The organism is Delftia sp. WSY_10 (assembly GCF_043104705.1).
GTDB classification, from domain to species: domain Bacteria; phylum Pseudomonadota; class Gammaproteobacteria; order Burkholderiales; family Burkholderiaceae_C; genus Comamonas; species Comamonas tsuruhatensis.
Genome location: NZ_JBICKY010000046.1, coordinates 39,101 through 61,762, shown reverse-complemented (window position 1 = coordinate 61,762; position 22,662 = coordinate 39,101). Strand labels below are relative to the sequence as shown.

Here is a 22,662-nt window from a genome sequence, read left to right as displayed (position 1 = left end):
TCAGCTCTCCTGCTTTCTGGTCAGTGCAATGGCCAGGCCCAGGATCACCGGCACGGACAGCAGCAGCGGCCCGAACGAGCCGGCCAGCTCCCGAAATCCCAGCGCCTTGCTGAACACGCCGCGGCTGATGGCGATCATGTGGCTGGCCGGATAGACCTCGCCGATGATGCGGCCCGCCCCCTCCAGCGAGGACACGGGATCGACCAGGCCTGCGAACTGCGTGGTGGGGATCAGCGTGCCGATCAGCACCAGGAACATCGAGGCGATCTGGCTGCGCGTCAGCGTGGAGGCCAGCAGGCCGAAGCCCGTGGAGGCGCCGCTGAAGATCAGCGCCGCCAGGGCCAGCGTGGCAAAGCTGCCCGTCACGGGAACGCCGAACAGGGTGACGGCCATCAGGCACATCAGCAGGAAGTTCAGCATGGCCAGCACCACATAGGGCAGTTGCTTGCCCAGCAGGAATTCGGTGCGCGTGACCGGCGTGACGTAGAGGTTGGTGATGGAGCCGCTTTCCTTCTCGCGCACCACGGCCAGCGCCGTCAGCATGGCCGGCAAAAGCAGCAGCAGCAGGGGCATGACGGCCGGCACCATGGCCGGCAGGCTGCGCACGTCGGGGTTGTAGCGAAAGCGCGTCTGGATGTCGATGAGGCCGGCCGGCGTCACACCCAGGCGCTCGCGGGCCTGCTCGGTCAGCCAGTGCTGGTGGATGCCCTGCAGGTAGCCGCGCACGGTCTCGGCGCGCGTGGGCATGGCGCCGTCGAACCAGGCGCCCACCTGCACGGAGCCGCCGCGCAGCACGTCGCGCGCAAAGCCCGGCGGGATCTCGATGGCCAGGGTCAGCTCGCCGCTGCGCATGCGGCGGTCCAGTGCGTCGTAGTCGGTCAGCGGCGGCTGCTCGATGAAGTAGCGCGAGCCCGACAGGCTCATCGCATAGCTGCGGCTGATGGTGGTCTGGTCGCGGTCCAGCACGGCAAAGCGCAGGTCCTCCACGTCCAGGCTGATGCCGTAGCTCATCACGAACATCAGGATCAGCGAGCCCACCAGGGCCAGCGTGGCGCGCACCGGGTCGCGCTGCAGCTCCAGCGCTTCGCGCCAGACATAGCTGAGCATGCGCTGGGCGCTGAAATGGCGGCGGCGCGCAGTGTGCGTTTCCACGGCAGCGGGGGCGGCAGGCGCGGCCTGCTGTTCCTCGGCAGGGGCCTCGCCGCCACCGGCCTCGACCAGGTAGCCGATGAAGGCTTCCTCCAGCGTGGCCGCGCCGCGCTTGGCCACCAGGCGCGCGGGCGTGTCGCTGTCCAGCACCTTGCCCGCATGCATCATGGACATGCGGTCGCAGCGCTCGGCCTCGTTCATGAAGTGGGTGGAGATGAAGATGGTCACGCGGTCGCGCCGCGACAGCTCCACCAGCAGGCGCCAGAAGCCGTCGCGCGCCACGGGGTCCACGCCCGAGGTGGGCTCGTCCAGGATGAGCAGCTCGGGCTTGTGCACCATGGCCACGGCCAGCGACAGGCGCTGGCGCATGCCCAGCGGCAGGGCGGCCGGCAGGCTGTGCTGTGCGGCCTGCAGGTCGAAGCGCTGCAGCATCTCGGCCACGCGCGCGGGAATGTCCGCCTCGGGCACGCCGAACAGGCGCGCATGCAGCACCAGGTTCTGGTGCACGGTCAGCTCGCCGTACAGCGAGAACGCCTGGGTCATGTAGCCCACGCGGCGGCGCGTGTCGATGTCGCGCGGGTCCACGGGCTGGCCGAACAGCCAGGCCTGGCCCTCGCTGGCCGGCAGCAGGCCGGTCAGCATCTTCATGGTGGTGCTCTTGCCGCAGCCGTTGGAGCCCAGGAAGCCGAAGATCTCGCCGCGGCGGATGCGGAAGGACACATGGTCCACGGCGACGAAGTCGCCAAAGCGCATGGTCAGGTCCCTGGCCTCGATGGCGATGTCGTCCTCGCCGCCCTCGGGCAGGGGGGCGATGGTCACGGGCGCATGGCCGCGCTTTTTCTCTTCGGGCAGCAGGGCGATGAAGGCCTCTTCCAGCGAGCGGCTGGCCGTGCGCTGCAGCAGCTCGGCCGGCGTGCCCGTGGCCAGCACGCGGCCCTCGTCCATGGCCACCAGCCAGTCGAAGCGCTGGGCCTCGTCCATGTAGGCCGTGGCCACCAGCACGCTCATGCCGGGGCGCTGGCGGCGGATGCGCGCGATCAGGTCCCAGAACTGGGCGCGCGCCAGCGGGTCCACGCCCGTGGTGGGCTCGTCAAGAATGAGCAGGTCGGGGTCGTGGATCAGCGCGCAGCACAGGCCCAGCTTCTGCTTCATGCCGCCCGACAGCTTGCCGGCCGGCCGCTCCAGGAATTTGCGCAGGCCCGTGGCCTGGGTGAGGTCGTCGATGCGCCGGCGCCGCTCGGCCGCGTCATGGCCGAACAGGCGCGCGAAGAACTGCAGGTTCTCCTCCACCGACAGCGTGGGATAGAGGTTGCGCCCCAGGCCCTGCGGCATGTAGGCCACGCGCGGGCAGACGGCCTCGCGGTGCCGGCGCTGGGCCATGTCGCCGCCCAGCACCTCGACGCTGCCTTCCTGGATCTTGCGCGCCCCGGAGATCAGCGCCATGAGGCTGGACTTGCCCACGCCGTCCGGCCCGATCAGGCCGACCATGCGGCCTTCGGGAATGTCCAGGTCTATGCCCGCCAGCGCCTCGACCTGGCCATAGCGCTGGTGCACGCCCTTCAGGCGCACGACCCAGCCGCTGGCGTGGGGCGTCGTGCTCTCGCTCATTGCGCGGGCTGGGCTGGCAGCTTGATGGCCAGGTTGGCGGGCCACTCATGGCTGGCATCGGTGCGCAGCCAGGCCATGCCGGGCACGCCGGTCTTGACCTGTTCCAGATGGCGGCGCAGCAGCTCCGGCGGGATCTGGGCGCGCACGCGGAACATCAGCTTCTGGCGCTCGCTGGCGGTCTCCACGGTCTTGGGCGTGAACTGGGCCTGGCTGGCGACGAAGGAGACGCGGGCCGGAATCACGTACTCGGGCGCGGCGTCCAGCACCAGGCGCACCTCGCTGCCCAGGGCGATGCGCCCGGCGGCGGTCTCGGGCACGAAGAAGGTCATGTAGACATCGGACAGGTCCAGCAGGTTGAGCACGCGCCCGCCTGCGCCCAGCACCTCGCCGGGCTGGGCCACGCGCAGCTGCACGCGGCCATCGCGCGGGGCCTTGAGCACGCCGTCGTCGATGTCGGCCTGCACGCGCGCCACCGTGGCCGTGGCCGCCTGCACCTGGGAGCGCACGCCGACCACCTGGGCCTCGGCCGCCTTCACGGCGGCCTGGGCAGCGGCGGCCTGGGCACGCGTGGCGGCCAGCGCCGCCTCGCTGCCGCGCACGCGGGCGCGGTCGTCATCGAGCTCCTGCACCGAGGAGGCACCCTCGCGCGCCAGCGTTTCCGAGCGCTTGAAGCGGCGCTGCGCGGCGTCCACCTCGGTCTCGCGCTGCACGATCAGGGCCTGGGCGGCGGCCAGGTCGCTGCGGCGCAGGGTGACCTGGGCCTCGGCCGCGGCCACGCTGTGCTCGGCCTGCTGGCGCATGGCGTCGGCTTCCTGGCGCTGGGCGCGCAGGGTGTCGATCTGCATGCGCGCCACGGGCTGGCCGGCCTGCACGAAGTCGCCCTCGCGCACCAGGATTTCCTCCACGCGGCCGGGCAGCTTGGTGGAGATGTCGATCTCGGTGGCCTCGACCCGGCCGTTGCTGCCGACGAAGCCCTCGCCCGGGCCCTTGGGCGTGAAGGTCTTCCAGGCCCACCAGGCCACGAGGGCCAGGACCGCCACGGCGGCGATCGGCACGATCTTGTTCTTCAGAGAGGTGTTCTTGTCCATGGGCGGGTCCGGATGCTTCAGGAATTCGGGGGATCGGCAGGCGTGGCCGGCAGGGTGGCGGGCAGCGCGGCAGGTTCCGCCCCGCTGCCGCCGCCCAGGGCGGCATACAGGCCCACCTGGCTGGACAGCAGGGCGCGCCGCGCCTGCACCAGTTGCTGGCGTGCGGCCAGCAGGTCGCGCTGGGCGTCCAGCACCTCCAGGTAGGCGGCCGAGCCGTTGTCGTAGCGCAGCTGCGCCAGCCGCGCGCGCTCGGCCTGGGCCTGCACGGCGGTGCGCTGCACGGTGATCTGTTCGGACAGCCAGCGGCGTGCGGCCAGGCCGTCGGCCACCTCGCGGAAGGCGGTCTGGATGGCTTTCTCGTACTGGGCCACGGCCATGTCGCTGCGGATCTCGCCCAGCTCCAGGTTGGCGCGGCGCCGGCCGCCGTCGAAGATGGGCAGGGACACCGTGGGCACGAAGGCCCAGGCGCGGCTGCCGCCGTCGAACAGGCCGTCGAGTTCGGCGCTGGCCGTGCCCCAGCGGGCGGTGAGCGCAATGCGCGGGAAGAAGGCGGCGCGCGCCGCGCCGATCTGGGCCCGGGCCGCGCGCAACTGGTGCTCGGCGGCGGCAATGTCGGGCCGCGCCGTGAGCAGCTCCGAGGGCAGGCCCGGCCGCAGCTCGGCCAGCACCAGGGCGTCGTCAAAGGGTGCGGCGGCGGGCAGCGGACCCGGGTGGGCGCCGACCAGCTGGGCCAGGGCATGCAGCTGCTGCGCGCGTGCCAGCTCCAGCTGGGCCAGCAGGGCCTGCGCCTGGGTCAGCAGGGTCTGGACCTGGGCCAGCTGCAGGCGCGAGCTGGCGCCCACGGCCTCGCGGCGCGTGAAGATGCGAAAGGATTCCTGGCGCGTGGCCAGCGTCTCGCGCGCAATGGCCACGCGCTCGTCCAGCTCGCGCAGGCCCAGGTAGCCGTCGGCCACCTGGGCGATCAGCGCGGTCTGCACGGCGTGGCGGCCCGCATCGCTGGCCAGCCAGGTCTGCAGGGCCGCGTCCTTGAGGCTGCGCACGCGACCCCACAGGTCCAGCTCCCAGCTGCTGAAGCCGACCTCGGCGCGGTACTCGCCGCTGACCACGGAGCGGCCCGAGAGGTTGAGATCGCCCGGCACGCGCGCCCGTGCGGCCTGGCCGCCCACGCCAATGGCCGGGAACAGCTCGGAGCGCTGGATCTGGAAGGCCGCGCGCGCCTCTTCGGCGCGCAGCGCGGCCACGCGCAGGTCGCGGTTGTGCTCCAGCGCGGTGGCGATGAGCTGGCGCAGCACGGGGTCGGTGAAGTAGTCGCGCCAGGGCAGGCCGGCGGCGGCGACACCCTGGGCGCCCGCCTGCAGATGGGCAGGCCAGGCCTCGGGCGTGGGCAGGGGCGGCGGCTCGTGCGGCGGCGCCAGGGAGGCACATCCTGCCAGGGCGGCGGCCAGTGCGGCTGCCAGCGCTGCGGCGGCGGTTCGGGGGAATGGGAGGGTCATCTGCAGTGCTGCGGGGCGCCGGTGCGGCAGCCGCTAGTTGAGGATGTGGTGGCCGCCATCGACATACAGCGTGCAGCCCGTGATGGCGCGCGCCCCGTCCGAGGCCAGGAAGGCGCACAGCGGCCCCACGTCGTCGGGCTGCAGTTCGCCGGCAATGGGCGAGCGGCGCACGCTGTCGGCCACGAGTTCATCGAACGCGGCAATGCCCGAGGCCGCGCGCGTGGCGATGGGCCCGGGCGAGACGGCATTGACGCGGATGCGCGAGGGGCCGAGCTCGGCCGCCAGGTAGCGCGTGGTGGACTCCAGCGCGGCCTTGACCGGGCCCATGATTCCGTAGTGCGGCATGACCTCGCTGGCGCCCAGGTAGCTCAGCGTCATGAGGCTGCCGCCGCTGGCGGCCATCAGCGGCTCGGCCAGATGGGCCATGCGGATGAAGGAGTGGCAGGAGATGTCCATGGCCAGCGCAAAGCCCTCGCGGGAGCTGTCCACCACGCGGCCCTGCAGGTCCGCGCGCGGGGCGTAGGCCACGGCGTGCAGCACGAAGTCCAGCCGGCCCCAGCGCACGGCGGCGGCATCGAACAGCGCGCGCATCTGCTCGTCGTCGCCCACGTCCAGCGGCATGCGCAGCTCGGCACCGATCTCGTCGAGCAGGGGCTCCACATGCGCCCGGGCCTTGTCGTTCTGCCAGGTCGCGCCGATCTCGGCGCCCGCCGCATGCATGGCCCGGGCACAGGCCCAGGCAATGCTGTCGCGGTTGGCGATGCCGACGATCAGGCCTTTTTTGCCAGCCAATAGCGTCATCTCGAATGCTCCAGATCAGAAGGTCTGCCGGGAAACAGGCCGCCTTGGGGCGGCTTCGTCAGGAATCACGGGGCATGGCGCGGCATTGCCGACATATGCGCCACGGCGAATGTTTGTATTTCCTGTGACTACGAAGCTTTTGATAGCTTGTTTTGATGCATGCAAATCAAAGGTTTGCATGCCAATATCGTCTCCTGGTCTTTTTCATTCTATCTATGTTGCACTGCAGCGACCGATTTTGGCGATGCCGTTTCGTTATATCGATGCAGTTCACTCCATAGTCTTGACTCAGGTCAAAGAGGGCTGCCTCACGGGGAGAATGCCGCTTGCCGCCGGTTGCTGTGCCCAGTAGAGCAATGGTGTCTTTTTGCGCCAACAGCCGAGCATTCCCTGTATTGGCCGGATTTCAATGAATACAAGGTATTCACACCATATTGGTGCATGGGAGGTAAAGAAAACCGGAAATCTGCCGATGGTCCGTGGACAGAGAAAATCCCCTGCCTGCAAAGGCCTGGGGCCGCCATTCAGTCAAGACAAGACCGAAGGAAGACGATCAATCCATGACCAGCATTTCATCCACCGGCGCCAGCTTTGCCGCCAGCGCAGCGGGCATGCGGCCCACGGTGTCCGTGAGGTCGTCAGCGACCACGGCAGCTGCTGCACCCGCCGACCCGGGCACGCAGGTCACGCTGGGCCAGTCCACAGGGTCCAGCGTCATCTATGCCAAACCGCAGCCCGTGGAACTGGGGCAGTTCAGGCTGACCCGGGCCTGGGCCTCGCAAGACAGGGACGACATCAGCACCCTGATGGCGCGCAACCTGGGCCTGGGCCTGGGCCCGTCGGCCAGCCTGGCCGACCGCTGGCGCGGCCTGGGCGGCGCCCTGCTGTCGCGCTTTGCGGCCACGCCGTCGGACTACCAACAGACGGTTGCTGAGTACCAGGCGCCCACGGCGGCCGACTCCGTCGCAGGCAGCGCGGATGCGCAGGCCCTGGACAAGTCCGCACTGAGCGATGTGTCCGTGGGCGCTGCCACCGTGAGCCTGAAGATCCGCACGCAATCGGGCCAGACCGTGGAGCTGCGGATTGCCACGAACGACGGCAGCGAAGCGGGCAGCAGCAGCGGGCTGCGGGTCGAGGTCAAGAGTTCCGGCACCTTGAGCCAGGCCGAGAGCGCGGCCATTGCCCAGCTGGCCGACGGGCTGGACGAAGCGCTGGAAGGCCTGGGAAAGCCGGGCAAGCCCCAGCTGGAACTGGGCAAGCTGATGGACTTCGACCGCAGCGTGCTGTCCGGCCTGGACCTGGACATCAAGAACCCCAAGCCTTCGCAGCCCCTGTCCTCGTTCAGCCTGCATGTGGGCGCCGATGGCCGATCGGTGGCGATGAAGGGCGCGGCCGGCGAGCTGGCCGTCAACCTGGAGTCCGACGCCCCCGCAGGCGCCAGCGCGTCGCAGCGCCAGGCCGCGCTGGACCAGCATCTGAAGCGCTTCGATGTGGCCGCGCAGCGCGGGCGCGCGGACGCGAACCTGGTGGACCTGTTCAAGAGCGCCTTCACCCAGCTGCACAGCGCGCAGTCCCCTGCGGCGCCGGCCCGGCTGGCTGCGCTGTCCGGGCTGGAGCGGGCCGTGCAGGCCACGCAAAGCGGCCTGGCCGATTTCCAGGCCAGCTTCAGCGGTGACTACGAAAAGACCAATGAGTTCGGCGCCGTGACCGAGGACGGCCGGGCCGCCTACCAGGTCGGCCAGAAGACCACCCGGCAGTCCAGGGGCTCGGCGGGCGAGTCCATCGCCCAGGTGGTGACCGAGTCGCTGGACGCCCATGCCAGGAAGGCGCGCAATCGCGGCATGCTGGACCCGCAGTCGGGCAACTACGATCTGATCAAGGTGCAGGACCGCAGCAGCATCACCACGCTGATCGAGACGGCCGACAACCGGGTTGCCGGCGCGCTGCGCAAGACGGACGAGCGCCAGATGCAGACCTGGGAGCAGCTCGTGGACCACCGCGTGCGCCAGCAACGCGAGACGCCCAGCGGGCGCAGCTTCACGGAGCGGATCGCGGTGAAGTAGTGTCTGCGGGGGGCTGACCGCGTGCAGGGGCGCGTGTCGGGCCGCGTGTCGTCGTTGTGTCACAAAACTTCCGTATAAGAAGTTTTTTTGAACAGAACATGACAACGGCCCGCGCGTTCATGACCGAATTTCATCTTGCCGTCATCCAGGGCGGAGCCTCTCAATGAACGCGCGCCGTGCTTTGGCGGCGGGGCTGGCGGCGCTGCTGCTGGCGGCCGTGGGTGGCGGCGTCTGGTACTCGCGCACGGAGCTGGTGCAGGACCGCCAGGCGCAGCTGACGCAGCAGCAGTCCGTGACGGCACGCGGCCTGATCGGCTCCGAGAAGGAAGCCTTCTTCCAGGACGAGCGCGTGCGCGACGTGCTGGCGCGCCACGGCGTGACGGTGACGGTGCAAAAGGCCGGCTCGCGCAGCATTGCCAACAGCTACGACCCCAAGCAGTACGACTTCGGCTTTCCCTCGGGGGCGCCGGCTGCGGCCCAGCTCAAGGCGGCGGCCAGGGCCGCCACGGTCTACACGCCGTTCTACACGCCCATCGTGTTCGCCAGCTGGCGGCCCATTGCCGAGATCCTGATCGCCAATGGCGTTGCGCAAAAGCAGGGCGAATTCTTTTACGTGACCGATCTGCCGGCCCTGCTGGCCATGGCCGGCAAGGGCACGCGCTGGCGTGACCTGAAGGCCTCCGGCGCCTTTGCCACCGGCAAGGCCGTGCTGCCCGCCAGCACCGATGTGCGCAGCTCCAACAGCGCCGCCATGTACCTGGCGCTGGCCAGCTATGTGCTCAACGGCCAGCAGGTGGTGCAAAGCCCGGCCGACCTGGAGCGCGTGATGCCGCAGGTGGCGCCGCTGTTTTTGCGCCAGGGCTTCCAGGAAAGCTCATCGGCCGGCCCCTTCGAGGACTACCTGGCCCTGGGCATGGGCAAGACGCCGCTGCTGGTGGCCTATGAATCGCAGCTGGTGGAGTTCCTGCTGCGTCACCCGCAGCGCAGGAGCGGCGAGATGGTGATGCTCTACCCGCAGCCCACGCTGTATTCCAAGCATGTGCTCGTGCCCTACACGCCGGCAGGCGAGCGCGTGGGCCAGTTGCTCGAATCCGACCCGCAGCTGCGCGCATTGGCGCAGGAATACGGCTTTCGCACCGGCGGCGACACGCACGGGCCCGAGCGCTGGGCCGGGCAGGGCGTGCAGGCGCCCGCGCAGCTGGTGGAGGTGATCGATCCGCCCAGCCAGGAGTGGCTGGAGCGAATGATCGTGGACATGGAGCAGCGCTTCAAATGACTCAAGGACCCAGGAGCAACCGATGAGCAACACCCCCCAGGCCACCACTGCCGCCGTGCCTGCGCAGGAGCAGGATTTCGTGCTGGAGCCGCCCGCGCCCGCCCTGCCCGTGCCCATCGAGTCGGCCAGCGGCAAGGTCCGCCTCAAGGCCGAGGAAGTGCAGCAGCTGGACGCGCAGGTGGCGCAGTTCATCGACGACGTCACCGCCAACGACAGCCAGTCGCCCGCCTTCAAGGGCGCGGTCGAGCGCATCCACGGCATGGGCAACAAGGAGGTGCAGGCCGCTGCCGCCGTCTCCAGCCGCATGCTGGAGCGCCCCGTCAAGACGCTGAACAACGGCCTGTTCGACCAGGGCAGCCAGATCGGCCAGGGCCTGATCGACCTGCGCCGCCAGGTGGAGGCGCTGGACCCCTCGCGCCAGGACGACCTGTTCAAGCCGCGCAAGCTGCTGGGCCTGATCCCCATGGGCAACAGGCTGGTGGACTACTTCGACAAGTTCCAGTCCAGCCAGAGCCACCTGAACGCCATCATCGACAGCCTCAAGCGCGGCAAGGACGAGCTGCTGCGCGACAACGCCGCCATTGAGCAGGAAAAGGCCAACCTGTGGGGCCTGATGGAGCGGCTGGAAAAATACATCCACATCGGCAAGAAGCTGGACGCGGCGCTGGAGGCCAAGGCGGCGCAGCTGGACGCCAGCGACCCTGAAAAGGCGCGCGTGGTGCGCGAGGACATGCTGTTCTACGCACGCCAGAAGGTCACCGACCTGCTCACCCAGATGGCGGTGAACGTGCAGGGCTACCTGGCGCTGGACCTGGTGCGCAAGAACAACCTCGAACTGGCCAAGGGCGTGGACCGCGCGACCACCACCACGGTCTCCGCCCTGCGCACGGCCGTCATCGTGGCGCAGGCGCTGGCCAACCAGAAGCTGGTGCTGGACCAGATCACGGCGCTGAACACCACCACGGGCAACCTGATCGCCGGCACCAGCGAGCTGCTGCGCGAGCAAAGCGGGAAGATCCACGAGCAGGCGGCCGGCAGCACCATCGACATCGCCAGGCTGCAGCAGGCCTTCGGCAACATCTACCAGACCATGGACGCCATGGCCGACTTCAAGGTCAAGGCCCTGGCCTCCATGCAGACCACGGTGGACACGCTGTCGCAGGAGGTGGACAAGTCCCGCGCCTACCTGGAAAAGAGCCGCCGCGAGGACGTGCGCGAGGCGCTGCAGGCGCCCGCCGGCGAGGTGGTGCTGTGAGCATGTTCCAGCGCCTGGCGGCCTGGTGGCTGCTGGGTCTGGCGCTGGCCCTGGCCGGCTGCGGCAAGTCGCCCGAACCCGCGCCGCAGGCCGCGGCAAAGGCCGATGCGCCTGCTGGTCCCCAGGGTGCATTCACCGTGCTGGCCGGCTCCGAACTCAAGGACGTGGCGCCCGCGCTGGAGCAGGCCGCCACGGCGGCGGGCGTGCCGCTCAAGCTCAGCTATGCAGGCACGCTGGAGATGGTCGAGCGCATCAATGCGGGCGAGCAGTACGACGCCATCCTGCCGCCCAATGGCGCCTATCCCGCGCTGGCGCTGGCGAACAAGCCGCTGGCGCGCGAAAAGCTTTTCTACTCGCGCGTGGCCCTGGGCGTGAAGGCTCCCGTGCTGCAAAAGCTGGGCTGGGACAAGGCACCGCCCACCTGGGCCGACATCGCACGCGCTGCCGCCCAGGGCCGGCTGCGCTACGGCATGACCAATCCGGCCAGTTCCAACACCGGCATGAGCGCACTGTTCGCCGTGGCCTCGGCCGTGGCCGGCAAGACCGAGGACCTGGACGCCAGGGAGGTCAATGCCAAGGTGCTCAAGGACTTCCTGTCGGGCCACAAGCTCACCGCCGGCAGCTCCGGCTGGCTGGCCGAGGCCTTCGAGCGCGAGCCCGGCGCCGTCGATGCGCTGGTCAACTACGAGGCCGTGATCCTGCGCCTGAACGAGAAGCTGCCCGCCGCCGACCGCCTGACCCTGGTCTACCCGCGCGACGGCGTGATCTCGGCCGACTATCCGCTGATGCTGCTCAACGCTGCGCGGCGCGCAGACTATGACCGGCTGGTCGCCCAGTTCAAGGCCCCCGCCTTCCAGGGCCAGCCGCTGCGCCAGGCCCAGCTGCGCCCCGCCAGCCCCGAGGCGCAGGCCAGCCCGGCCCTGCCCACGGCGCCCGTGGTGGAGCTGAGCTTTCCGAACCGGCTGGAGGTGATCGATGCCGTGCTCTCGGCCTACCAGAGCGATCTGCGCCGTCCGGCCACCAGCATCTTCGTGCTGGACGTGAGCGGCTCCATGAAGGGTGCGCGGCTGGCGCAGATGAAGGAGGCGCTCAAGCTGCTGTCCGGCGCCGAGGCCTCGGCCGCCAGCCAGCGCTATGCCGCCTTCCAGGCGCGCGAGCGCGTGCTGCTGATTCCGTTCTCGGGCCTGGTCGGCCAGCCCGCGCGCGTGCAGTTCGCGGCGGGCGACCTGCAGGCCGCAAGCGCCCAGGTGCTGGCCTATGCCGACAGCCTGGTGGCCGACGGCGGCACGGCCATCTATGACGCGCTCACGTTGGCCCAGCAGCAGGCACGCCAGGAACTGCGGGCCGATCCCGAGCGCTTCGTCAGCATCGTGCTGCTGACCGATGGCGCCAACACGGCCGGCCGCGACTGGGCCGCATTCGAGCGCGAGCAGCGCATGGCGCGCGACGGCGGCGCGCCGCTGGTGCGCGTCTTTCCCATCATCTTTGGCGAGGCGCAGTCCGGCGAAATGCAGGCCCTGGCCGCGCTGACGGGCGGGCGCGCCTTCGATGCGCGCAACACCGGCAAGAGCGGGCTGCCGCTGGTGTTCAAGGAAATCCGGGGCTACCAGTGACAACTCCGCCAGCGATCGGACCTGCCTGATGCGCCGCCTGCAGCTTTTCTTCTACGGCAACGGCAACCTCGCCGGCCTGGCGCTGGCCCTGCTGGGGCCGGTGCTGCTGTTTGCCGGCGTGATCGGCGCCGGCTGGGGCTGGATCACGCTGGGGCTGTACGTCGCGGGCCTGCTGCTGGGCTGGGCCCTGCAGCCCGTGGGTGCCAGCTTCGAGCGGGCGCTGCAGCAGCACTGGAGCGCCGAGGACATCCGCGAACGCATCGACGAGCTGGTGCAAAAGGCCCGTCCGATGCTCACGCCCGAGATGCAAAAGCACCTGGACAGCGTGCGCAGCTCGGTGCACGAGGTGCTGCCCTCGCTGGCCGACGCCGGCCCGGTCTTCAACGACGGCCTGTTCACCGTGCGCGAAACGGTGCTGCAGTACCTGCCCGCCACGCTGTCGCACTATGCGGCGCTGCCGCCGCTGTTCCGTGTCACCCAGCCCGTGCAGGACGGCAAAACGCCCAGGCAATTGCTGACCGAGCAGCTGGCGCTGCTGGCCGGGCAGATGCAGCAGGTGGTGGCCCATGTGGCGGCCAGCGATGCGCAGGCGCTGCTGGCCAACGGGCGCTTCTTGAAGCAGAAGTTCGACCAGCCGGATTTCCTGAAGTGAGGCGCCCGCAGGGTCGTCCCGCCACGCTGCGCGGACCCTGTGTTAGCATGCTCCGCCATGCAGCCTGCTGCATTCCCGTCTTCCAGACACCTGAACTCTCGATCCAAGACAGCCATGAACGGTACGCCCGTTTCGATCATCGTTGCACAGTGGTGGCGCTTCCAATAAGGAAGCGGCACGTCGTCGCGGTTGCGTACCGCACCTTGCCGCCGTGACGGCAGCAAGGCTCACTCAGCAGATGGCTCCCCGGCACGGCGGCTCCCAGAACCCAGGAGATTGCCCAGATGCCCTCAGATTCCCCCTTCCAGACCCAGGCAGCATTGCGCGCATTCCCGCGCCAGCCTTCGCTGCGGCATGCCCGCGCCACCCGTTTTTCCCTTTGAGACCCAGGAGCCGGTATGACCAGACTGCTGATGATCGACAACTACGACAGCTTCACCTACAACATCGTCCAGTACTTCGGCGAGCTGGGTGCCGATGTCACCGTGGTGCGCAATGACGAGGCCACGCTGGACGAGGTGATCGCCCTGGTCGAGCGCGAGAAGATCGACCGCCTGGTGATCTCGCCCGGCCCCTGCTCGCCGGCCGAAGCCGGTATTTCCGTGGCGGCCATCCAGCACTTCGCGGGCCGCCTGCCTATCCTGGGCGTGTGCCTGGGCCACCAGAGCATTGGCGCGGCCTTCGGCGGCGACATCGTGCGCGCGGGCCAGCAGATGCATGGCAAGACCAGCGTCATCACCACCGACCGCAAGGGCGTGTTCGCCGACCTGCCCGAGCAGTTCACGGTCAACCGCTACCACTCGCTGGCCATCGCGCGCTCCAGCCTGCCCGCATGCCTGGAGATCACGGCCACCAGCGAGGACGGCGAGATCCAGGGCGTGCGCCACACCAGCCTGGCCATCGAGGGCGTGCAATTCCACCCCGAGAGCATCCTCACCGAGCATGGCCATGCCATGCTCAAGAATTTCCTGGAACAGAAGGCCTGAGCAGGCCGGCACCCAACCGAGACACCGCAATGACCCAGATCACCCCCCAGGAAGCGCTGCAGCGCACCATCGAGCACCGCGAAATCTTCCACGACGAGATGCTGCACCTGATGCGCCTGATCATGCGCGGCGAGCTGTCGCCCGTGATGACGGCAGCCATCGTCACCGGCCTGCGCGTGAAGAAGGAGACCATCGGCGAGATCACGGCCGCGGCCGAGGTCATGCGCGAGTTCTCCAACAAGGTCCATGTGGAGGACAAGCGCCACCTGGTGGACATCGTGGGCACGGGCGGCGACGGCGCCAACACCTTCAACATCTCCACCTGCTCCATCTTCGTGATCGCGGCGGCGGGCGGCAAGGTCAGCAAGCACGGCGGGCGCAGCGTCAGCAGCAAGAGCGGCAGCGCCGACGCCATGGAGGCGCTGGGCGTCAACATCCAGCTCAGCCCCGAGCAGATCGCGCGCAGCATCGCCGACGTGGGCATCGGCTTCATGTTCGCGCCCAACCACCACCCGGCCATGAAGAACGTGGCGCCCGTGCGCAAGGAGCTGGGCGTGCGCACCATCTTCAACATCCTGGGCCCGCTGACCAATCCGGCCAGCGCGCCCAACATCCTCATGGGCGTGTTCCACGAGGACCTGGTCGGCATCCAGGTGCGCGCGCTGCAGCGCCTGGGCGCCGAGCACGCCATCGTGGTCTATGGCCGCGACGGCCTGGACGAGATCAGCCTGGGCGCGGGCACCCTGGTGGGCGAGCTCAAGGACGGCGTGGTGCGCGAGTACGAGATCCATCCCGAGGACTTCGGCCTGCGCATGGTGGGCACGCGCGCCTTCAAGGTGGACAATCCCGAGGAATCCAAGGCCATGCTGCTGGGCGTGCTCCATGGCGAAAAGAGTGCCGCGCGCGACATCGTCTGCCTGAACGCGGGTGCCGCCCTGTATGCGGCCAACGTGGCCTCCAGCATTGAGGACGGCATGGCCCGCGCCCAGGCGGCGCTGGACAGCGGCGCTGCCCTGGCCAAGCTCAACGAACTCGTGGCCTACACGGCCCGGCTGACGGCCTGAGCCGCGCAGCCCCCATCGACCACCGAATACAAGAAACCAAGGAAAGCAACGTGTCCGACATCCTCAAGCAAATCTGCGACGTGAAAGTGCAGGAAGTGGCCGCCGCCCAGAAGCGCATGCCCTTCGCGGACATGCGCCGCGACGCCGAAAGCCGCGTGCTCACGCGCGACTTCGTGGGCGCGCTGCGCGCCAAGATCGCCGCCGGCCAGGCCGGCGTGATCGCCGAGATCAAGAAGGCCAGCCCCAGCAAGGGCGTGATCCGCGAGGACTTCATCCCCGCCGACATCGCGCAAAGCTATGCCGATGGCGACGGCAAGGGCGTCAGCGCCGCCTGCCTCTCGGTGCTGACCGACAAGCAGTTCTTCCAGGGCAGCGTGGACTATCTCAAGCAGGCGCGCGCCAGCTGCCACCTGCCCGTGCTGCGCAAGGACTTCATGGTCGATCCCTACCAGATCTACGAATCGCGGGCCATGGGCGCCGACTGCGTGCTGCTGATCGCCGCCTGCCTGGACGACGCGCAGATGGCCGAGATGGAACAGATCGCCCACAGCCTGGACATGGCCGTGCTGGTCGAGGTGCACGACGGCGCCGAGCTGGACCGCGCCCTGCGCCTCAAGACGCCGCTGGTGGGCATCAACAACCGCAACCTGCGCAGCTTCGAGGTCAGCATCCAGACCACGCTGGACCTGCAAAAGAACGTGCCCGCCGACCGCCTGCTGGTCACCGAGTCGGGCATCGGCAGCCGCGAGGACGTCAAGGCCATGCGCGATGCCGGCATCCACAGCTTCCTGGTGGGCGAGGCCTTCATGCGCGCCAAGGAGCCGGGAGAGGCGCTGGCCAAGCTGTTTGCCTAAGACGCGTCGTTGTGCGGGCCGGCCGGTGAATCCGGGGTCCGCACGATGCGCACCACCCCGAGCTTGAGCCCCAGCATGGCCAAGATGCGGTTCATGGTCTGCACGCTGCCTTCGCTGCGCTCCTGCTCGATGTCCTGCAGCGTTCTATAGGAAACGCCGCAAAGCTTGGCCATCTCGGCCGTGGTCAGCCGCATGGTCTTCTTCAGATGCCGCACGGCCTGCGGCAAAGACCATTCGGGGTGGGCCAGCACATCGTCAATAGCCTGCCTGCGCAGCTCCAGCTGCTGGGCAATGGGAATGGGGGTGAAACGCTTGTCCATGGTCTTCAGCGCAGCGCAGCGAGCTCCTGCGCACGTGCCAGGAGGGCGGGACGCAGGTGGTCGAGAACCTCGGGCTCCAGCCCTAGCGCCAGACCGTCTGCGGCGATGCGCTCCAGCGCGGGAATCATGGCCTTGAGGCCTTTCACCAGTGGATCGCGCTGCAACGGATCCGACTGCGTGCCCCGGCGTTTTCGAGGGAGCTGCGCGGCCAGCGCACAGACGCTATCCAGCACACGGCCCCAATCGGGCCGGCCGCCCTGTTCATCCCGCCAGCGGATGCGTCGGGCAATGCCGTCCGGGTGGAGATACATGGGCGCAAAGTCGTACAGGGGCGTGAGCGCGATGCGGCCGTCGAAACCGCGCTGCACGGCGGTGTTGCGCGCGTGGTTGTCCTTGTTGCCCAGGGCCAGGTTGGCAATGTCGCGTTTGATGTATTCGAGCACTTCCTGGTGCAGTTGTAGAGTGCAGTTCGCGTTCATTTGCACGAAGTTCTAGGTAAAGCATTGGGCTGACTCAAGGTTTTTCGTATGTTTTTCCGTGTAACCATTGTCTGTCTTTAGGACGCCATTGGAGGCGGACGTACCTCCCCACCGCAGGCAAAGGTATGCTTGCCGTGATCCAACAGGCATGGCGCTTGCGCCCATGCATTTCAGCTGTACTTTTTTGAGGGAGGCTGCTGCCTCGGCATGTGGCGGCGGTGCCCCCATCCGCCATGGCCCTTCAAGACGACGCAATCGCCCCGGCGCAAGCCGACCAACTCCAATCCGCCGATCCCGCCGACTGGCCCGTTGCGCCCGACTGGCAGCCCCTGGTCGAGGACTTCTTCGCGGGTGCCACGGGCCAGCAGCTGCTGACCTTCCTGCACCAGCGCCTGGAAGCTGGCGCGGTGATCTTTCCGCCCCAGCCGCTGCGCGCGCTGGAGCTGACACCGCCCGATGAGGTGCGCGTGGTCATCCTGGGGCAGGACCCCTACCACGGCCGGGGGCAGGCCGAAGGCCTGTCGTTCTCGGTGGCGCCGGGCGTGCGCATGCCGCCCTCGCTGCAGAACATCTTCAAGGAGATGCAGCGTGACCTGGGCGTGCCCTTCCCGCCGTTCCCCAACCCGGGCGGCAGCCTGGTCAAGTGGGCCAGGAACGGCGTGCTGCTGCTCAACACCTGTCTCACGGTGGAGGAAGGCCAGGCGGCCAGCCACTCTGGCAAGGGATGGGAGCTGCTGACCGATGCGGTGATCCGGCACATCGCCCAGGGCACGCGCCCCGTGGTCTTCATGCTCTGGGGCAGCCATGCGCAGTCCAAGCGCGCCTTCATTCCGGCCGACCGGGGCCATCTGGTGCTGACCAGCAACCATCCCTCGCCGCTGTCGGCGCTGCGCCCGCCCGTGCCCTTCATCGGCAACGGGCACTTCGGCAAGGCGCGCGACTTCCGCGCCCAGCACGGCTACTGAGCGGCCCGCTCGGGGCGTGGCTCCACGATGGGGAACACGCTGTCGAAGCGGTCCAGCATGGACATGAGCGCCATCACCTTGGAGGCGTCGCCCTCGATGCGCAGCTGGCCGCTCTTGATGGCCTCGGCCATCGTGGTCTCCTGGCCTGCAATGGCGTCCAGCGTGGCGCGTGTCAGGCGCAGGCTGGCATGGGCGGCGGGCGCAAGGCCCGGGCTCTGGGTGAGGGCGCTGTTCTCCAGGTTCAGGCTGCGCTGCTCGCCGGTGTCGGTGAAGGTCCAGTTGAGCACGATGCGCTGGCCTGCGGCCTTGCCCGCGTCCAGCCGCACGCCCAGGTAGTCGAAGAACATCTCCAGCGGCAGGCTGCGCACCAGGTCGCGCGCGGCGCTGCCGGGCCTGGGCAGTTGGGGCACGCCCTGGCGCAGCTCCGCCGCGCCCTGCAGGAAGGCGTTGCGGGCCGTGGCCGATTCCATCTGGTAGCCCAGCTGTTCATAGGCATTGGCGGCCAGGCGGCGCGCGGCCTGGTTGGCCGGGTCGGCAAAGACCAGCTGCGAGGCGATCTGCGCCACCCAGCGGTATTCGCCGCGCTCGTAGTCGGCATGCGCACGGCGCAGCACGGCGTCGGCGCCACCCATGTACTCCACGGTCTTGCGCGCCGCGGGCACGGGCGGCAGCGCCTCCAGCTGGGCCGGGTTGCCTTCGTAGTAGCCCAGGTAGTGCTGGTAGATGGCGCGGATGTTGTGGCGCAGGTGGCCGTAGAAGGCATGTGTGGCGCCGTCGCGGGCCAGGGATTCGGGCATCTTCAGCATCTCGGCGATCTCCGAGCCCACGTAGCCGTGGTTCATGAGGCGCACGGTCTGGTCGTGCAGGTATTTGTAGGTGTCGCGCTGGCCGGCCAGCATGCGCTGCAGCCGGGGCTGGCCCCAGACCGGCCAGTGGTGCTGGGCGATCAGGATCTCGGCCTTGCCGCCATAGGCGTGCAGGGCGTCGTTCAGGTGGCGGGACCAGCCCAGCGCGTCACGCACCTGGGCGCCGCGCAGCGGCAGCAGGTTGTGCTGGGTGTGCACGGCGATCTCGGCCATGTTCAGCACCTTGAGCTGGGGGTAGTACATGATCATCTCGGCCGGCGCCTCGGCCCCGGGCGTGAGCGTGAACTCGATGTCCACGCCGTCGATGCGCAGGGTCTCGCGCGGCTTGTCGATCACGCGCGTGGGCGCGATCAGCCCCATGGTGCCGGGCGCACCCGCCTTGCCCAGCCCTGCGTCCACCTGTCCCCTGGCATCGCGCGGCAGCAGCATGCCGAACTGGTAGAGCGCGCGCCGGCCCATGGCGTGGCCGGCGATGACGTTCTCGCCCACGGCCTCGGCCATGAAGCCAGCGGGCGCGATGACCTGCACGCGGCCCGCATCCACCTCTTCCTGGCGCACCACGCCGCGCACGCCGCCGAAATGGTCCACATGGCTGTGCGAGTAGACGACGGCCACCACCGGCTTGCGCGGTCGGTGCTGGTAGTACTGGTCCATGGCGGCCTGGGCGGTCTCGGTGTACATCAGCGGATCGACCACGATCAGGCCCGTCTCGCCCTCGATGATGCTCATGTTCGACAGGTCCAGGCCGCGCACCTGGTAGAGCCCGTCCGTCACCTGGAACAGGCCGCTGACGCGGTTGCGCTGTGCCTGGCGCCACAGCGCGGGGTGCACGGTGTCGGGCGCCTGGTCCTGCTGCAGGAATGCATAGGCCTGCATGCCCCAGATGGGCCGGCCCTGGGCATTGCGCACCACCAGCGCATCCGCCGAGGCGATCAGGCCGCGTTGCGCGTCCTCCATGGCCTGGGCGTCGTCCTGAGGCTGCTGCGCCAGCGCAGCCTGCTGGGCCGCGCGCGTGGCCGCGCTGGCTGCCTGTGGCCGGGCCATGTCGGAGACCGGCAGGCTGCTGCCTGCGCAGGCGCTCAGCAGGGCGGCGGCCAGGCAGGCCAGCAGGCGGCAAGGGCGCGCCAGCGCGCGGGGCAGGGGGTGTGAGGCTTGCATGGGAAGGTCTCCTGGCATGTGTTCGGTGTCAGCGGCGAAAATACGCAGGCCCGCCGGCTGTGTCTGTCAGCCACCCGACATCCCTTTCCATGCAAGCTTCCCTCGCCTCTTCCTACCTGCCCACGCTGCGCGCTGGCCGCTGGTTCAGCGCATTGGCGCCGCAGTTTGCCGATTTGCTGCTGGCGCTGGCACAGCCGCGCCGCCTGGAGGCGGGCGAAGCCCTGTTCCTGCGCGGCGATGCGCTGGAGGGCGGTTTGTTCGCCGTGGTCCGCGGCAGCATCGGTTTCTCCGGTGTGGGCGGCCAGAGCGAGCAGGCGCGCGAGGCTCTGCTCACGCGCATGGGCCCGGCCACCTGGTTTGGCGAGATCGCGCTGTTCGACGGCTCGCCGCGCACCCATGATGCCCACGCCATGGAGCCCAGCGAGGTGCTGCAGGTGCCGCGCCAGCCGCTGCTGGACTGGCTGCAGCAGCATCCTGCGCACTGGCATGACCTGGGCGTGCTGATGTCGGGGCGCATGCGCGCGGCCTTCGCGGCGCTGGAGGACCTGGCCCTGATGCCCGCACCCCAGCGGCTGGCGCGCCGCCTGGTGGCCATGGCGCGCGGCTACGGCGAGCGGCTGGACGATGTGCCGGCCCGGCCGCGCCTGGATATCACGCAGGAGCAGCTGGCGCGCATGCTGTCGATCTCGCGCCAGACCACCAACGTGCTGCTGCAGGGCCTGCAGGCGCGCGGCCTCATCCGGGTGCAGCGCGGCGAGATCGAGATCCTGCAATGGCAGGCGCTGTGCGCCGAGCGGTTCTGAGCGGCGCAGCCAGTCAGGGGCTGTTGTTCAGACCACCAGCGCATTCTCCACGTCCTGCACCTTGCGGCGCGCCAGCGCGAGATTGGCCTTGGCCTTGTCGAGCACCAGGTACAGGAACAGGCCCTCGTGGTGGGTGGAGGGGCGCAGGATGTGGTACTGCTTGCTCAGCGTGATGAGGATGTCCTCGATGGTGTCTTCCAGGCCCAGCGAGCGCATGGTTTTGAGTTTGGCGCGCACCAGTTCGGTGTTGCCGGCGGCAGCCAGCTCCAGGTCCACGCCCGAGCCGTCCTGCCCCAGGATCATGCCGCTGTTGTAGTCCACCAGTGCAGCGCACATGGCGCCGTCGCAGCGCATCAGTTCATCCATGGTTTGCTTGATATTGGCCATTGTTTTCCTAACTCCCTTGTGTTGCGAAAATGTTCTGCACCTTCGCGGTGCCTTCTTGCCGGATGCATAGGAGCAGCCCTTGCCTGCCTTTGCCATCACGCTTGTTCCAGCGTCCGCACGGCCTCGCGCGAGACATAGAGAACCTGGCCCAGAACGGCCTCGCGCGAGGCCACCACGCTGATGACCAGCGTCAGGCCCGGGCGCTGTGCCTGCAGCATGACGATGAAGCCCTCGGCCGCCTCGACCACCACGTTGGCGCAATGCCCGAGCTGGTTCTCCTCGCCGGCGATCATGCCCAGCGCCGCCATCGAGCTGGCCATGGCCGACAGCCGCGCCGTGCTGCCCTGGCCTTGCGCACGGGCGGCCACCTCGAAGCCGTCCTCGGTGCTGACCACGCAGCCACGCACGCCGTGCAACCTGCTCATCAGCGACTGCACCGCCGCCTGGGCTGCAGCCTTCAAGGCAGCGTCATTCTTCATGGGACTTCTCCTGGGCAAGGGCTTCGATCTGCAGCAGCAACAGCTCGATCAGGGCCACCACCTGCTGGGGGTTGCGCACATCGGCCGGCACCACGGGGCACAGCAGGCCGCGCGATTGCAGGTGCACGGCAAAGCTGTCCAGATCAGGCGCTGTGTACTCCTGCATGCGGCATACCGCCACCACGCATGCCGTGCTGCGCAAGACATCGGACAGGCCCTGGACATAGGTATCCAGGTCGGCCAGCGGATCGGAACGGCTGTTGTCGATCAGCAAGATCACGCCCAGCGCGCCGCGCGAGAGGATGCGCCACATGAAGTCAAAGCGCTCCTGCCCGGGCGTGCCGTAGAGGTACAGCTTCTCGCCGTTGTCCAGGGTCAGCTCGCCATAGTCCATGCCGGCCGTCGTCAGCGCCTTGTCCAGGGTGTCATCGGTGTTGCGCACGTCGGTGCTCACGGGGGCGATCTCGCTGACGCAGCGGATGGCCGTGGTCTTGCCTGCGCCTGGAGGGCCGGAAATCAGGATCTTGAGTTCGTTCATGGGCGCGCTCCTGCAAACCGGGCCAGGCGAAGGCGTATGCGTTCGAGCACACCCCTGTCCGGCGCTGGGTTGCCGGGGTGCGGTGCGGCGGGCGGGCGGGCCGAGGCCCAGCGCAGCAGGCCGGCGGCGTCCAGCTCGTTCAGAAAACCGGCGCAGATCTCGGGCGGCAGGCCCGAGCGCTGGCACAGGGTCTGCATCGTCGTGGGCTGGCCTGTCAGCAAGGTGGCCAGGCGGATATGGTGGGATCTCGTCAGCAGTTGCGGCGACGGCCAGCGCCGCAGCTGCAGCAGCATCAGCTGATGCTGCGTGGGCAGGCCGCTGGCGTGTGCCTTGGCGCTGGCCGGTTTGCCGTGCACCGACAGGATGCGTGCGCCCATGGTGTTGAGGCATTCCTCCAGCGCCTCGGCGCGCAGGGGCATGCCCAGGTGGCCACCCGCAGGGAAGGCTCCCCTCGGTGGCCCTCCCACGCGCAGCGTCAGCGCGGGCGGGGCGGCAGGCGCTTGGGCCAGTTCGCCATGCACCACCGTCATGTCCGCCTGGGATTCGCGCCACGTCCAGCGGTGCCGTGTGCGGTGATTCACCATCAGCACATAGGAGCGGAACAGCTTGGCGTCGCGGTCCGGCAGGCCATGCAGCATGAAGGTCAGCTCGGTTCGCTCATCCATGCTGTGCCTCCCGCTGCAATTGCCGCCTGCGCCCTCCGGTCTGGTTCGTGTACATGCCTTGCCTCTTCTTTGTAGGTCCGGCGATGGCCGGGTTGTCCAT

Annotated in this window: 22 protein-coding genes; 10 read left to right on the top strand and 12 right to left on the bottom strand. The window is 68.9% G+C overall.

Going from position 1 to position 22,662, the window contains the following annotated elements; genetic code table 11:
* Genes rbbA through ACF8ML_RS18690 form a run of 5 tightly spaced genes read right to left on the bottom strand, consistent with a single transcriptional unit; the run spans nt 1 to nt 6,319 of the window.
* Nucleotides 1-2,757 carry a ribosome-associated ATPase/putative transporter RbbA gene (rbbA, locus tag ACF8ML_RS18710; protein ID WP_392407635.1) on the bottom strand — a complete coding sequence of 919 codons (2,757 nt, stop codon included), beginning with the start codon at nt 2,755-2,757 and terminating at the stop codon, nt 1-3.
* Entirely contained in the window at nt 2,754-3,845 is a 1,092-nt protein-coding gene (locus ACF8ML_RS18705; RefSeq protein ID WP_012202692.1) for an HlyD family secretion protein, read from the bottom strand. The genes rbbA and ACF8ML_RS18705 overlap by 4 nt, the downstream gene beginning before the upstream one ends.
* A gap of 17 nt (nt 3,846-3,862) precedes the next feature.
* The gene (locus ACF8ML_RS18700) at nt 3,863-5,338 is read right to left on the bottom strand and encodes an efflux transporter outer membrane subunit (protein ID WP_043791350.1); all 1,476 of its coding nucleotides are present in this window, start codon (nt 5,336-5,338) and stop codon (nt 3,863-3,865) included.
* 33 nt (nt 5,339-5,371) lie between these two features.
* Nucleotides 5,372-6,139 (bottom strand): enoyl-ACP reductase FabI, encoded by a 768-nt coding sequence (gene fabI / locus ACF8ML_RS18695; RefSeq protein ID WP_047219041.1) that lies wholly within the window; start codon nt 6,137-6,139, stop codon nt 5,372-5,374.
* A 15-nt stretch (nt 6,140-6,154) separates the two neighbouring features.
* Complete coding sequence (locus tag ACF8ML_RS18690; RefSeq protein WP_155294163.1) at nt 6,155-6,319, bottom strand: hypothetical protein; 165 nt, start codon at nt 6,317-6,319, stop codon at nt 6,155-6,157.
* Nucleotides 6,320-6,699: 380 nt separating this feature from the next.
* Between ACF8ML_RS18690 and ACF8ML_RS18685 the strand changes: the two genes are divergently transcribed.
* The 8 genes from ACF8ML_RS18685 to trpC all read left to right on the top strand — a co-directional run bounded on the left by ACF8ML_RS18685 (nt 6,700) and on the right by trpC (nt 15,902).
* Nucleotides 6,700-8,202, top strand: a complete 1,503-nt coding sequence (locus tag ACF8ML_RS18685; protein WP_392407633.1) for a hypothetical protein — start codon at nt 6,700-6,702, stop codon at nt 8,200-8,202.
* A gap of 163 nt (nt 8,203-8,365) precedes the next feature.
* Nucleotides 8,366-9,478, top strand: a complete 1,113-nt coding sequence (locus ACF8ML_RS18680) for a hypothetical protein (protein WP_392407632.1) — start codon at nt 8,366-8,368, stop codon at nt 9,476-9,478.
* 22 nt (nt 9,479-9,500) lie between these two features.
* The gene (locus ACF8ML_RS18675; protein ID WP_392407631.1) at nt 9,501-10,733 is read left to right on the top strand and encodes a toxic anion resistance protein; all 1,233 of its coding nucleotides are present in this window, start codon (nt 9,501-9,503) and stop codon (nt 10,731-10,733) included.
* A 2-nt stretch (nt 10,734-10,735) separates the two neighbouring features.
* Nucleotides 10,736-12,346: a substrate-binding domain-containing protein gene (locus ACF8ML_RS18670; protein ID WP_392407630.1), complete on the top strand. Its 1,611-nt coding sequence runs from the start codon at nt 10,736-10,738 to the stop codon at nt 12,344-12,346.
* Nucleotides 12,347-12,374: 28 nt separating this feature from the next.
* On the top strand, nt 12,375-12,998 hold the full coding sequence (locus tag ACF8ML_RS18665) for a hypothetical protein (protein ID WP_392407629.1): 624 nt from the start codon (nt 12,375-12,377) through the stop codon (nt 12,996-12,998).
* 398 nt (nt 12,999-13,396) lie between these two features.
* Entirely contained in the window at nt 13,397-13,984 is a 588-nt protein-coding gene (locus tag ACF8ML_RS18660) for an aminodeoxychorismate/anthranilate synthase component II (RefSeq protein ID WP_046240302.1), read from the top strand.
* A 29-nt stretch (nt 13,985-14,013) separates the two neighbouring features.
* Nucleotides 14,014-15,048 (top strand): anthranilate phosphoribosyltransferase, encoded by a 1,035-nt coding sequence (gene trpD / locus ACF8ML_RS18655; protein ID WP_013804671.1) that lies wholly within the window; start codon nt 14,014-14,016, stop codon nt 15,046-15,048.
* Nucleotides 15,049-15,098: 50 nt separating this feature from the next.
* Nucleotides 15,099-15,902: an indole-3-glycerol phosphate synthase TrpC gene (trpC, locus tag ACF8ML_RS18650; RefSeq protein WP_012202702.1), complete on the top strand. Its 804-nt coding sequence runs from the start codon at nt 15,099-15,101 to the stop codon at nt 15,900-15,902.
* On the opposite strand, the gene ACF8ML_RS18645 is transcribed toward trpC, so the two are convergent.
* The gene (locus ACF8ML_RS18645) at nt 15,899-16,222 is read right to left on the bottom strand and encodes a helix-turn-helix transcriptional regulator (protein ID WP_016449541.1); all 324 of its coding nucleotides are present in this window, start codon (nt 16,220-16,222) and stop codon (nt 15,899-15,901) included. The two genes, trpC and ACF8ML_RS18645, sit on opposite strands and share 4 nt — an antisense overlap.
* A gap of 5 nt (nt 16,223-16,227) precedes the next feature.
* Complete coding sequence (locus tag ACF8ML_RS18640) at nt 16,228-16,701, bottom strand: HipA domain-containing protein (RefSeq protein WP_392407628.1); 474 nt, start codon at nt 16,699-16,701, stop codon at nt 16,228-16,230.
* Between the two features lie 233 nt (nt 16,702-16,934).
* Here ACF8ML_RS18640 and ACF8ML_RS18635 point away from each other — a divergent pair, with 233 nt between their 5' ends.
* A complete protein-coding gene (locus ACF8ML_RS18635; RefSeq protein ID WP_017405881.1) occupies nt 16,935-17,666 on the top strand; it encodes a uracil-DNA glycosylase in 732 nt (243 codons plus the stop codon).
* Here the strand turns inward: ACF8ML_RS18635 and ACF8ML_RS18630 are convergent.
* The gene (locus ACF8ML_RS18630) at nt 17,660-19,690 is read right to left on the bottom strand and encodes an alkyl/aryl-sulfatase (RefSeq protein ID WP_392407627.1); all 2,031 of its coding nucleotides are present in this window, start codon (nt 19,688-19,690) and stop codon (nt 17,660-17,662) included. The genes ACF8ML_RS18635 and ACF8ML_RS18630 overlap by 7 nt on opposite strands.
* Nucleotides 19,691-19,779: 89 nt before the next feature.
* Here ACF8ML_RS18630 and ACF8ML_RS18625 point away from each other — a divergent pair, with 89 nt between their 5' ends.
* On the top strand, nt 19,780-20,493 hold the full coding sequence (locus ACF8ML_RS18625) for a Crp/Fnr family transcriptional regulator (protein WP_016453989.1): 714 nt from the start codon (nt 19,780-19,782) through the stop codon (nt 20,491-20,493).
* A 27-nt stretch (nt 20,494-20,520) separates the two neighbouring features.
* On the opposite strand, the gene ACF8ML_RS18620 is transcribed toward ACF8ML_RS18625, so the two are convergent.
* The 4 genes from ACF8ML_RS18620 to ACF8ML_RS18605 form a co-directional block, all read right to left on the bottom strand.
* Nucleotides 20,521-20,880: a hypothetical protein gene (locus tag ACF8ML_RS18620; protein WP_047328008.1), complete on the bottom strand. Its 360-nt coding sequence runs from the start codon at nt 20,878-20,880 to the stop codon at nt 20,521-20,523.
* 95 nt (nt 20,881-20,975) lie between these two features.
* Nucleotides 20,976-21,359 carry a roadblock/LC7 domain-containing protein gene (locus ACF8ML_RS18615; RefSeq protein WP_016449547.1) on the bottom strand — a complete coding sequence of 128 codons (384 nt, stop codon included), beginning with the start codon at nt 21,357-21,359 and terminating at the stop codon, nt 20,976-20,978.
* Nucleotides 21,349-21,897 (bottom strand): ATP/GTP-binding protein, encoded by a 549-nt coding sequence (locus tag ACF8ML_RS18610; protein ID WP_392407626.1) that lies wholly within the window; start codon nt 21,895-21,897, stop codon nt 21,349-21,351. The genes ACF8ML_RS18615 and ACF8ML_RS18610 overlap by 11 nt, the downstream gene beginning before the upstream one ends.
* A complete protein-coding gene (locus ACF8ML_RS18605) occupies nt 21,894-22,562 on the bottom strand; it encodes a hypothetical protein (protein ID WP_392407624.1) in 669 nt (222 codons plus the stop codon). Before ACF8ML_RS18605 ends, ACF8ML_RS18610 begins: the two co-directional genes overlap by 4 nt.
* Nucleotides 22,563-22,662 lie beyond the last annotated feature (100 nt).